The sequence below is a fragment of the Fictibacillus terranigra genome, from assembly GCF_030412265.1.
In the GTDB taxonomy this organism is placed as follows: Bacteria; Bacillota; Bacilli; order Bacillales; family Fictibacillaceae; genus Fictibacillus_C; species Fictibacillus_C terrinigri.
In genome coordinates, this window is record NZ_JAUHLN010000009.1 from 53959 (window position 1) to 66632 (window position 12674).

General features: G+C 44.0%; 10 protein-coding genes and 1 pseudogene. All 11 read left to right on the forward strand.

Translation table 11 applies throughout. The features are described 5' to 3' along the window. The first annotated feature begins 7 nt into the window (after positions 1-7). The 11 genes and pseudogenes from QYF49_RS24040 (at position 8) to QYF49_RS24090 (ending at position 12536) form a co-directional block, all read left to right on the forward strand. On the forward strand, positions 8-784 hold the full coding sequence (locus QYF49_RS24040; protein ID WP_290402126.1) for an SDR family NAD(P)-dependent oxidoreductase: 777 nt from the start codon (positions 8-10) through the stop codon (positions 782-784). A gap of 31 nt (positions 785-815) precedes the next feature. Then, positions 816-1610: a sugar isomerase domain-containing protein gene (locus QYF49_RS24045; protein WP_290402127.1), complete on the forward strand. Its 795-nt coding sequence runs from the start codon at positions 816-818 to the stop codon at positions 1608-1610. Next, the gene (locus QYF49_RS24050) at positions 1611-2339 is read left to right on the forward strand and encodes a GntR family transcriptional regulator (RefSeq protein ID WP_290402128.1); all 729 of its coding nucleotides are present in this window, start codon (positions 1611-1613) and stop codon (positions 2337-2339) included. Positions 2340-2375: 36 nt separating this feature from the next. Then, complete coding sequence (locus tag QYF49_RS24055) at positions 2376-3647, forward strand: FAD-dependent oxidoreductase (RefSeq protein WP_290402129.1); 1272 nt, start codon at positions 2376-2378, stop codon at positions 3645-3647. Between the two features lie 39 nt (positions 3648-3686). Beyond that, positions 3687-4673: an ROK family protein gene (locus QYF49_RS24060; protein WP_290402130.1), complete on the forward strand. Its 987-nt coding sequence runs from the start codon at positions 3687-3689 to the stop codon at positions 4671-4673. Between the two features lie 52 nt (positions 4674-4725). Then, the gene (locus QYF49_RS24065) at positions 4726-5817 is read left to right on the forward strand and encodes a Gfo/Idh/MocA family protein (RefSeq protein ID WP_290402131.1); all 1092 of its coding nucleotides are present in this window, start codon (positions 4726-4728) and stop codon (positions 5815-5817) included. A gap of 47 nt (positions 5818-5864) precedes the next feature. Further along, positions 5865-7118 carry an MFS transporter gene (locus QYF49_RS24070; protein WP_290402132.1) on the forward strand — a complete coding sequence of 418 codons (1254 nt, stop codon included), beginning with the start codon at positions 5865-5867 and terminating at the stop codon, positions 7116-7118. After that, a complete protein-coding gene (locus tag QYF49_RS24075; protein ID WP_290402133.1) occupies positions 7115-9580 on the forward strand; it encodes a beta-galactosidase in 2466 nt (821 codons plus the stop codon). Before QYF49_RS24070 ends, QYF49_RS24075 begins: the two co-directional genes overlap by 4 nt. A 20-nt stretch (positions 9581-9600) precedes the next feature. After that, positions 9601-10649: pseudogene (locus QYF49_RS24080) on the forward strand (Gfo/Idh/MocA family protein). A 14-nt stretch (positions 10650-10663) separates the two neighbouring features. After that, positions 10664-11419, forward strand: coding sequence for a sugar phosphate isomerase/epimerase family protein (locus tag QYF49_RS24085; protein WP_290402134.1), 756 nt, complete (start codon positions 10664-10666; stop codon positions 11417-11419). A gap of 13 nt (positions 11420-11432) precedes the next feature. Then, the gene (locus QYF49_RS24090; protein ID WP_290402135.1) at positions 11433-12536 is read left to right on the forward strand and encodes a Gfo/Idh/MocA family protein; all 1104 of its coding nucleotides are present in this window, start codon (positions 11433-11435) and stop codon (positions 12534-12536) included. The last annotated feature ends 138 nt before the right edge of the window (positions 12537-12674 follow it).

The following is a 12674-nucleotide window of genomic DNA, read 5'->3' on the forward strand; positions in this document are numbered from 1 at the left end:
TGATGGGATGAATGTTAAAGACAAAGTAGCCGTTATCATAGGAGGAACAGGCGGAATTGGTTTGGAAACAGCAACGCAAATGGCCAAACATGGAGCTAAGGTCATCATCACGGGCCGAACCAAGGATAGGACAACGACAGCGGCAGAAGAAGTAATGAAAAGGGAAGGGGCTATTATTGTCCCCATTCATGGAGATGCCACATGTGCCAGCGATGTTGAGAATATTTTTTCAAAAACGATGGATCAGTTTGGAAGGGTGGATGTTCTCGTTCACGTGGCGGGAATCAGCGGGCGAAAGTGGGGAGACGGACCTCTTGATGAGTGCAGCGAAGAGGGCTTTGATGTCGTCATGAACGCCAATCTGAAAAGTGTATATCTGACCAATCATTTCGCGTTGCAAGTGATGAAGAAACAGCGAAATGGTTCGATTATTAATATATCTTCGGTTCTGGGCTTGGTTGGCACACAAGCGCATTTTACAACACATGCCTATGCTGCAAGCAGAGGTGCAGTGATTGCCATGAGCCGTTCTGCCGCTGTTTATTATGCCAAAGATCATATTCGCATTAATGTTGTCAGTCCAGGTTTATTAGATACACCGATGTCCCAGAGGGCAATCAATGATGAGGTGATTATGGATGCACTCACCTATTTTCAGCCGCTCGCTCCACATGTCGGTTATCCAAATGACGTGGCACAGGCCATTATGTTCCTTGCATCCGATGAAGCGAAATTTGTCACGGGCATTACCCTGCCTGTTGATGGTGGATGGACTGCGCAGTAGCCGCTATATACGATGAAGGAGAGGTTATCCAATGGAAAACAGTAAAACAACTGCAAAACCCATTGAGCTTGTATCAGATTATTTAGAAGGGGTTAAGCACATTGTAAGCAGGATTGAAAGTACCCAGATGGAAAACATCGAGCGGGCTGTTGACATTTGTGTACACAGTATACTAAATGATTGTGTCGTTCATTTATTTGGAAGCGGGCATTCCAGGATGGCAGTTGAAGAAATTTATCCGAGGTATGGAAGTTTCCCCGGCTTTCATCCCATGGTGGAGCTGTCATTAACCAATCATCATAATGTCGTTGGCAATAACGGCCAGAGACAAGCGATCTTTTTGGAAAATGTTGAAGGATTTGGGGATGTGATTTTATCAAACTATCATTATAAGGCATATGACAGCATCATCCTCTTTTCCAACAGTGGAACGAGCAATGTGGTTGTGGATATCGCCCTGGGCATGAAAGAAAGGGAAATCCCTATCATTGCGGTCACATCACTGGCTCACAGCCAACTCGCCAAATCCAAGCACAGTTCTGGCAAAAAGCTTTATGAAATTGCAGACGTAACCATTGATAACTGTGCTGTGCCGGGTGATGCAATGGTGGAAATCGCAGGCCTGGAAACACCTGTAGGACCAGGTTCTACTATAGGGAATACCATCATTGTAAATACGATGAAATGCAAAATCGCAGAGAAATTAACGGCAAATGGAAAGCCGCCAAAAGTAATTACGAGTTCTTTGTTTGTAGGGGAGGAAGCATCGAAACGGCTGTTTGAGGAGTCTTATGAGGAATATTGGGCAACTACCCGCTATTTATAAATGAGAATTCAACTTGAAAGACAAAATCCCGTTCCTTTATATTATCAAATAACTAAAATTTTAGAGAAAGAAATAACAGAGGGCCTTTATAAGGCCGGTGATCATTTCTCAACAGAAATGGAACTGCAAAAGGACTTTAACGTAAGCAGAGCTACGATTCGTAAGGCGCTGGAACCTCTCGAGTCGAATGGTTTAATTTTCCGAGTGACAGGTAAGGGCATCTTTATCTCCCCCGTAAAGCTCAGTGTGGATCTGCCGAATTTATTAAGTTTTAGTGAAGAGATGGAAAAACGGGGAAAGAAGCCAAGCGCGAAGCTGTTAAGTGTGGAGGTAATTGATGCGCCTCATGTTGTGTCTGAGGCTCTGCAAATTGGTGAACGTGCGAAAACGATTGTCATTCGGAGGATTCGGCTTGGAGATGACATGCCCATCGTTTATTCAGACTCCTATCTTCCAGATCATATTGGTCTCACATTAAATGATGATTTCAGTGGATCACTGTATGAACTTCTTCATGTCATAACTGGAAGGCCAGTCGTTGAAGCTAAACATACGATTGAAGCTTCAATAGCCAATCAAGATATGGCTAGTTATTTAGATGTAAACGAAGGATTTCCTCTCTTAAGCTTTAGGAGAATAGGATATGATCCTTCTAGCCAGCCCATCGTTTACGAAACGGGTTTGGCACGTTCTGACAAGTATTCCTATGACATTTATTTAAAAAAATGAGCCATTAATAAAAACATGTGGGTGATAAATGTGGAGATGGAAAAAAGGAATACGGATGTGCTTGTTTTAGGGGGAGGGGCAGCAGGTGTAAACGCCTCTATTGCTGCCGCAAGACATGGGTTAGAGGTCGTTTTGATTGAATCCCAAGGTTGTCTCGGTGGTTCAAGAACGGCTGCCGGAGTAGATACCTTTTATGGGTTTTATACACCAGGTGAGAATCAAAAACGCATAGTCGGAGGGATCCCGTGGGAAATCGCACAGAAGCTGTCTATTGAACATTCAAGTTTTGAAAGGCCGAATACGTATGGTGCAGGTACGGGCATTACGTATGATGTAGAGAAGCTGAAGATTACGTATGAGAATATGGTCCTAGAGGCTGGGGTTAAACTGTTGTTCCATACGTATGCTTGTCAGGTAAACGTTGAAGATCATCATATCATGAGCGTCGTGATTGCAAACAAAAGCGGATTAACTGAAATATCAGCAAAATTTTATATTGATACGACGGGGGACGGCGACATAGCGGCTCGCTCCGGCGCGCCATTTGACAAGGCGGATTCCGAAGACTTGCAATCTCTTACGACTATTTTCTTTATGGCGAATGTTGATGTAGAAAAAGCGAAAAGTATTCCTCATCAAAAGATGGCTGATTTAATGAAGGAAGCGAATCGATCAGGCACATACAAACTTCCAAGAGAAGACGGATCGTGGCATAGGACACCGAACAAAGGTGTTATTCAATGTAATATGGTCCGAGTGTCCGGAGTGGATGCAACAGATCCATTTGCGCTGACTCTTGCTGAAGTAGAAGGGAGAAAACAAGCACAGGAGTATGCACGTTTTTTAAAAGAATATATCAGCGGATTTGAGCAGTCTTTTTTAATAGCAACGAGCCAGCATATCGGAGTTCGGGAGACAAGAAGAATTCTAGGAGAATATATTTTAACGGAGGAAGATGTTGTGCGGGGGGCCAAATTTGAAGATGCGATCGCTTGCTGCAGTGCTCCTGTAGAAGATCATCACTCAGGCAGCGGAACACGCTGGGCGTATGTTAAAGGGGATGGAATCTATCATATACCGTACAAATCACTTGTGCCGCAAAATATTGAGAATCTAATTGTAGCCGGACGGTGCCTTTCTGCAACACATGGTGCTCAGGCATCTGCACGAAATTCCGCCCAATGCATGGCAATGGGACAGGCGGCAGGGGTTGCGGCAAGCCTTTGTGCAGAGGAAAATTCAAGCTTTCGCACATTAAATGTAAAGCGCTTGCAAAGAAGATTGCTAGAACAGCAGGCTATCATTTGAAAGGGATGGTTGAATCCTCCTAATAAAGGAGCAATTAGAATGATGGACTATTTTATCGGCATTGACTTGGGTGGAACGAATATTAAAGCAGTTGTCGTAGATAGGGAAGGGACTTTGATTTTCAAAAAGCAGGCTCCGACTATGGCTACTTTAGGCATTGATCATGTTATTCAACAAATTGCGAAGCTCATTATCGAATGTAGCAAGTATAAAAGCCACATTAAAGGAGCGGGTGTCACGGTGCCAGGAGTTCTCAATCTGCAGGATGGGATGGTAGAACTTATGCCAAATTTCCCGCACCAATGGAAAGGCGTTCGCCTAAAAGAGAAACTGGAGCACGCAACGAGTTTACCGATCTATCTGCTGAATGATGCCCGGGCTGCCGCTTTTGGCGAGAAAAAATTTGGATCCGGAAGGCCATATGAACATTTTGTTTGTATGGTGATCGGCACTGGCGTAGGTGGAGGCATTGTCTCGAACGGCGTTTTATTAATGGGCAGCAGAGGAGTAGCAGGAGAAATTGGGCATCAGGTGGTCGATCCCAAGGGACCAGAATGCGGGTGCGGCAATGCAGGATGTTTAGAGACGATGGCAAGTGGACCTGCCATTAGTGCAGAGGCGATCCGCTATATCAAACAGGGCATCCCTACCAAGATGCGTGACCTTGTTAACGGCGACTTAAATCAAGTAACACCAGAAATCGTGAATGAAGCAGCAGAACATGGTGATCGATCTGCCATTACAATCCTTGAAAATACGGCTGCAACGATTTGCAGGGCGATCTTAAATGTAATCGCGATATTAAATCCAGAAGCTATTATTTTAGGTGGCGGTGTTGGACAATCAGATTTCCTCATTAATAAAATTACTGATCAATTACATCATAAAAAGATATTATTTCCAGCATCACTAGGAAGTGTTCAAATCGTTAAAGCTCATTTTAATCACCTCGCCGGTTCTATTGGGGCGGCAGCCTGGACCATGGACAATTTGACAAGAGAGCAAAAGGAGCTAACGATCAATTAACTATTTCATTAACCGTTACTACACATTAAAACAATCAATAGGAGGGAGACAAATGGAAGTAGGCATTGCGATTTTAGGATCTGGTTTTGTTTCGGATTTTTACATGAATGGTCTTAAAGAAGTGGTCGGCCATAAAGTGGTTGTGAACTATTCGAGGAGTGAAAAGAGAGCTAAACAATTTGCTGAACAATGGAATATTCCCAATTGGACAAGCAACATGGAGGAGGCAGTTAAGCGGGAGGATGTCCAGTTAGTGCTCATCGGACTGCCCAATGATGTACATCTGCAAGCTACTCGAACAGCAGCCAATGCAAAGAAGAATGTAGTTTGTACAAAACCGCTTGGCCGGAATGCAGCAGAAGCAAAGGAAATGCTGGATCTGGTTAAGAAAGCCGGCGTTTTACACGGGTATGCGGAAACTGAAGTCTTTTCTCCGGCAGTCATTCGTGTAAGAGAATTAATTGAGGCAGGCGGGATCGGAAATATTTTCTCGCTGCGCTCGCGTGAAGCCCATTCGGGCCCGCACGCACCGCAATTTTGGGACCCTGAAAAAACAGGCGGCGGCGCGCTGATGGATATGGGCTGTCATATGTTTGAAGCATTTCGTTACTTTTTGGGCAAAGAGAACAAACCGGTCGAATGCATTGCCTGGGGTGACAACTTGGTTCATAAAGAAAAAACTACGGCCGAAGACAATGCGGTCGCAATGATCCGTTTTGAATCCGGTGCCGTGGGTGTAGCCGAAGTGTCCTGGGCGGCACTTGGAGGAATGGATCTTCGCAATGAAGTGTATGGAGACAAAGGATCAGCATTTACAGATATTACAAGGGGAACCCCGATTCGTGCATTTACAACAGGATCGGCGGGGTACGTCATGGAGAAAGCAACAACCGATAACGGATGGATTTTCCCTGTCCCTGATGAAGCACGCGTTTATGGCTATCATGAAGAAATGAAACATTTTGTGGAGTGTATCGCGGAAAATAAAATGCCACGCGAGACGTATGAAGACGGTTATACTGTGAATCAGATCATGGACGCGTGTTACAAATCGATGAAAACGAAAAAGTGGGAAAAAATCGAGATTTCAGGAACGGTCAGCGAGAAAAACAGCAGGGAAAGAGAGACGATCAAAAACGGTTAAGGAAATGAAAGCAGATAAGTTCCCAAGAGTAAAGGAGTGATTGATGTATGAAGCAAAGCAAATCATTGGTTATCCCTCGGCTTTCGGTCATGATGTTTCTGGAGTTTTTTGTATGGGGTGCTTGGTATGTTACGGCAGGCCTCGTATTAACGAAATTTAATTTATCCTCTATTATCGGTACATTTTTCTCAATGGGAGCCATTGCGGCGATTATATCACCTTTTTTCCTCGGAATGGTTGTGGACCGCTTTTTTCCCTCAGAGAAAGTGCTTTCGGTCCTACATTTAATGGGGGCTATCTTATTATGGCTTATGCCAGACCAGATACAAGCTGGAAACGAATCAGCCATTTTGTGGATTCTATTTATTTATATGCTCTGCTTTATGCCAACCCTTGCACTTACCAATAACGTAGCCTTCCAAAACATAAAAAATGGTGAGAAGAGCTTTCCGATCATCCGGGTCTTTGGCACTATCGGCTGGATTGTAGCTGGACTTGTGATTGGACAATTAGGCTTTTCCGACAACGTCATCATTTTTAACATTGCTGCCGGAATGTCAGTTCTTTTATCTCTTTATAGTCTGACATTGCCTCATACCCCTGCACCGGACAAAGGGAAACCATTATCGATAAGGGATATTCTTTGTTTAGATGCGTTAGGAATGTTAAAAGACAAAAACTATTTAGTTTTCATTATTTGTTCCATGTTGATTTGTATCCCGTTGGCTGCCTATTACTCCTTTACTGCACCGTTTTTGGGAGCAGCAGGTATCAAGAACGTGGCTGGAATTATGACCATTGGCCAAATGTCAGAAACTATTTTTATGATTTTAATCCCATTATTTATCCGTCGACTCGGTGTTAAATATATGCTTTTAGTTGGTATGCTGGCCTGGACACTGCGTTATGTACTGTTTGGCTTGGGTGCACCTAATGAAATCCTTATGTTTATGGTTTTAGGTATTGCTCTTCATGGAATCTGTTACGATTTCTTTTTTGTTACCGGTTTTATTTACGCGGAGAAGAAAGCGAATCATAAAATGAAAGGCCAAGCGCAAAGCTTGTTGATTTTCTTCACTCAAGGAATTGGAATGTACTTTGGTGCCCTTATCGCAGGTAAGTTTTTCAATTCAACGGTCACTAGAACGGGAACAGAAGCATTAACGCAATGGCAATCCTTCTGGTTAATCCCTTCCATAGGCGCATTGGTAATTGGAATCATTTTCTTGCTTTTTTTTAAGAAGGAGCAGAAATCTGCCAATATTGATGTAAGTAAATTAAATGTTGGAGGAGACCTATGATTGAAATCAGAAATAAACAGATCATCATTGACGGAAAACCTGAAATCATAATGTGCGGGGAGATTCACTACTTTAGACTTGACCGGAGCGACTGGCAAGACCGAATCACCAAATTAAAAGAAGCAGGCTGCAATGCTGTTGCGTCATACATTCCATGGATTTGCCATGAAGCAGTAGAAGGTGAAGTAGACTTGACAGGCCGCAAACGGCCAGAACTGGATATAGGCGGATTCATTGATCTCTGCAATGAAAATGGCCTCTATTTCTTTGCGAGGCCAGGCCCGTTTATAATGGCAGAAATGAAAAACGAAGGAATTCCATTTTGGGTATACGAAAAGCATCCGGAAATCATCCCTGTCACATGGGATGGAGGGGCAATACCTACCCGAACCATTGATTATCTGGCTCCATCTTTTCTAAAAGAAACCCGCAAGTGGTTTAAGAACATTATGGGCGTCATCGAGCCAAGGCTGCATCAGCATGGCGGAAACGTAATCGCTGTGCAGCTCGATAATGAAATCGGCATGCTTTCCTGGGTAAATAATTCACCTGACCTGACGGACCAGCTGCTTGACGACTTTTTCAACTGGCTGCAGCAAAACTATGAAAAACAGCAGTTGAAGCTCCGTTATCCTTTTGCCTTGATGGAAATATCAGCCCGAAATGAACAGATCCGTTCTCCAAAAGAAGAATATGCTGCCGAGTTAATCGGCGATTTGGGCCGTTATATGAGGCACCGCTTTAGCCGGTATGTAAACGAGCTTCGAGCCTATTCGGAAGAGTTTGGAGTGAAGGACATTCCGTTTGTAATCAATATCCATGGTACAAGCGGGGGAAGAGCACTCACCTATCCGATCGGAATCAGCCAGCTTTATGAATCGTATACACAGAATCCAGGGTATTTGTCCGGATCCGATATTTATTTCGGTGACTTGAACATGACCACCTTTCAGGATCTTTATTTAATAAACGGCTTTATGGATGCGGTACACCAGGAGGACCAGCCGCTGACTTCTGTTGAGTTTAATTGCGGTGACGGGAATTTTGGAACCACATACAGTGACCGCTATGATCCATCCGCTGTCGATTTTAAGATCAGAATGTGTATCGCACAGGGAAACCGCCTCATTAACTTTTATTTGTTTACCGGCGGACGCAATTACAGAATGGATCAGGAACTGAACGACGGAAATGACAGGATTGCTTTTACCGGTGAAAGGCATGGATTTGCAGCTCCCGTAAGCCCCGAGGGAGAATTGAACTATACCTATCCCCGTATGGCTAGAGTCACGAAAACCATGATGGCCGTTTCAGATAAACTGGCTGTTATGAAAGAAGAGCATGATCCAGTGGCCTTTGGATTTATCCCTGACTATTACATGACAGAGTCCCATTATTCTGAAAGCTGCAAAATGAGAGAGATCATCCAGAACCTTGAGAAAAATCGCGCCAGCGGAGGCTGGGAAATCATGGCCCGCGCGATGCTGCTTGCAGGTTATCGTTTCGGATCCACGGATATTCAAAACAAACCGCTGAACCCAAAAATCACACCTGTTTTGGCTCTTCCGTCTGCACGATATATGAATCCTGGAATTCAGCAGAAACTTTCTGATTATGTTCGGGAAGGAGGAGGCCTGCTCCTCTACGGAGAAGTGCCCGTCTATGATATGGAGGGGAAACCATGTACACTGTTAGCTGATTCACTCGGTGTAAGTCCGAGGGGAACGAGAAAGGATTCTGACCATTATTTTTTATCTGTGACAGCTGCTGGATGGGCATCGCCTCGTCCTGAAGTGAGGAGCCATACTGCACATACTTATGAAATCAGCGAGGCTGAGCCTATCTTAACCGTTTACGGCACTGATGAAGTTTGCGGGTTTGAAGCCATGTATGGCCAAGGAAAAGCGATTATGATTGGGGCAGCTTACAGCTGTGATCTTCCGCTATTTACAGAAGCTCTTGAAAGGCTGGGGGCAAAAGCAGGCCTGAAGCATGATTTCAAGGACCACGGTATTTTTCTTACGTCCACAGCAAATGAGGATGGAGGAAGGTTTTATCATCTTCTGAATCTCGATGGATTTGATAAAGAGCTTCACCTTTATCTTGAAGGAATCCCCTTGTTTGGAGAAAAAAAGCTTTTGCTGCAAAGCAAGGATGGACTGATGCTTCCGGTCAATATGAAATTAAACAATGGCGTAAAAATTGTTTACTCCACCTCAGAAATTACAGAAGTAACCCTTAATAAAATGACTTTCAGGCTGACACAAAAAGAGGACATCATCGTGCTTGAAGGAACCCCCAATGTTGTCCCATCTTCTGATATTCATATAGAAGAAAGAAACGGACAGACCATTGTCACATCAAGGAAACACGCCAAGGTTGATGACCATCTAGTAATTCATATTCAAGAGTCTATAGGAGGTCTAACAAAAGAAACCGAAACAGCGGCCAAAAGCCACTGAAAATTGAGGGAGGAATTCAAATGAAAAAACTAAAGATTGGGGTAATTGGGTGTGGGACCATTGCCAAATACAGACACCTTCCGGAATATGACGTGAATCCTAATGTGGAGCTCACAGCAGTGTGTGATCTCGTGCCTGAAAGAGCAGAGGCGTATGCAGATCAAAATATGGTGCAAAGGCATTTACAGATTACCATGAGTTATTAAAAGTGGAAGAACTGGATGCAGTGAGTGTCTGCCTACCAAATTACCTGCATGCAAAGGTTACGATTGTAGCTTTAGATGCTGGCAAGCATGTTCTTTGCGAAAAGCCAATGGCCACTTCAAGGCAAGAAGGGGAGCAGATGATTGAGGCTGCCGTTAAGAACGGAAAAAAGCTGATGATCGGCCATAACCAGCGTTTTGTCGCAGCACATGTTAAGGCTAAGAAGTTGATTGCGTCAGGTGCCATCGGAAAAATTTACAGCTTCCGAACGGCTTTCGGGCATGGGGGCCCTGAAGGATGGAGCGTTGATGGAAGAAACAGCTGGTTCTTCAGAAGGAATGAAGCGTTTATCGGTGCAATGGGTGACCTTGGGGTGCATAAAACCGACTTGATCCGTTACCTTATCGGAGAAGAATTTACAGAAGTCGGATCATTTGTTGAAACGCTGGCCAAAACAGATACCGATATTGATGATAATGCCGTGTGCATTTTAAAATCTGAGAGCGGAATCATCGGAACACTTGCAGCGAGCTGGTCTTACTACCATGCCGATAATTCCACTGTGATTTACGGTGAAAAGGGAATTTTAAGATTGGAGGATGATCCTCATTGTTCGCTGATTGCACAGTACACAAGCGGTGAAATTGTAAAATATGAGCTGGATAAGATTCAGACGAATGACGCAGGCGGACAGCACAATTCCCATGTGATTGATGCTTTTGTAAACAGTATTTTAAATAACGAAGAACCGCCTGTTAGTGGAACAGAAGGATTAAAATCATTGAATGTGGTTCTTGCTGCCCTGGAATCCAGCCAGACCAAAACAATTGTAAAGACGCAGGAGACTAAAGCGCTTCTGCTTTAAAGGAGATTATTGTTATGCAAAGAAAAGGATTACAGCTTTATACCATCAGAGAGTTATGTGAAAAAGACTTCATCGGCACATTAAAAGAAGTTTCAAAGTGGGGATATGAAGGTGCCCAGTTTGCGGGGTTCTATGATCTCGAGGCCAGAAAGCTGAAGGAGGTGCTGAATGATTTTGGACTTAAGCCGGCGGGAAGCCATACGGGGATCGATCAGCTGGAAGAAGATAAACTTAAACGCCAGATTGAGTACAGCCATCAAATTGGCAATGACCTTCTGATTCTCGCGTATTTGACGGAAGAAAACAGAAAAAACCTTGATGATTATAAACGTGTGGCAGAAACCCTGAACAACGCAGGGCATCTTTTGAAAAATGAAGGGCTGAAGCTTGGATATCACAACCATGATTTTGAATTCGCCAAACATGGTGAGGCGACCGGATACGATATCCTTTTGAATGAAACTGATCCATCACTCGTTTCCTTTGAACTGGATTGCTATTGGGCTGCCTTTTCCGGCTATGACCCTGCTGAATTCATGGGCCGGATCGGCGAAAGGCTCGTTACACTCCATATGAAGGATATGGCTTTAAAAGGAAAAGAGAAACAAAGTACGATCCTTGGAACTGGTGTGTTGGATCTTGCTTCCATTGTGAAGAAAGGAAAAGAATTGAATGTCTCCTGGTTTGTAGTTGAGCAGGAGCATTTTGATACAGATCTGGCAACTGCAGCTAAAGAAAATGCAAAGGTGCTAAATGAACTCTTAAAATAGAAACGGTGAAAACATGAAAAAAGCAAAAATAGGTGTAATTGGAACAGGAAGTATTAGTGATATTTATCTTTCATCACCTAATACATTTCTAAACTACGACATTACAGGAGTGGCAGACCTGAACATCAAACGGGCCGAAGAGCAGGCAGTCAAGCATCACATTCCTTTTGCCGGTACTGTTTCTGATCTGCTGGCAAAGGACGAGATTGATTTGATTGTAAATTTGACCATCCCTGGTGCTCATGCGGATGTTAGTATAAAGGCTCTTCAGGCAGGGAAGCATGTTTATTCTGAAAAACCTCTCGCCACTACCTACAGCGAGGGGCTTCGGGTAATAGAAAAGGCTCTACAGCAGGGGCTTCAAGTAGGCGTTGCCCCTGATACCTTTTTAGGAGCTGGCCTTCAGACGTGTCGTTATCTTCTAGATAAAGGGGTAATCGGTGAACCGATTGGAGCGTCTGCTTTTATGCTGGGAAAAGGTCCCGAAAGCTGGCATCCAAATCCAGAGTTTTTTTACAAACAAGGTGCTGGCCCGCTTTTTGACCTAGGTCCCTATTATCTCACCGCTCTTGTGAGTTTGCTGGGCCCGGTAAAAAAAGCAGTGTCCATGAATCAAATCACCGTCCCAGAAAGAGAGATTACAAGCCAGCCGTTTGCTGGGAAAAAAATTAAAGTAGAGGTTCCCACTTACGTATCCTCATTACTGCAATTTGGCAACGGAGTAAACGCGACATTTATGACAAGTTTTGATGTGTGGAATACTAAGCTGCCAAAAATTGAAATCTATGGTACGGAGGGGACGCTCATCCTTCCGGATCCCAATGGATTTGATGGACCTGTCTACTATATGAACCAGGAAACGACCGGATGGCAGGAAGCATCTTTAATTAGTACGCTCAGCGGAAACTGCCGAGGGATAGGATTAGCTGACATGATATCAGGGATTGAGGAAGGACGGCCATATCTTTGCAGCGGGAAACTTGGTCTTCATGTATTAGAGCTCATGGAGAAAATCATAGAATCATCGGATACGGAACGTTTTGTTGAACTGAACACACAGTGTGAAAAGCCGAAGCCTCTCGCCAATCCTCACAAGCTGTATCAGCACTTAGCCTGAGGCAGTCAGTACGACTCCTGTTACCATTGGTGCCAGGGGTTTTTTTAGTAAAAAGGAGGAGTTATGCTGAAATACCTTAAAATTATCTTGCTTATCATTTTGTTAGCAAGCTGTTCTTCCCCAGGAGAAAAGGACCAT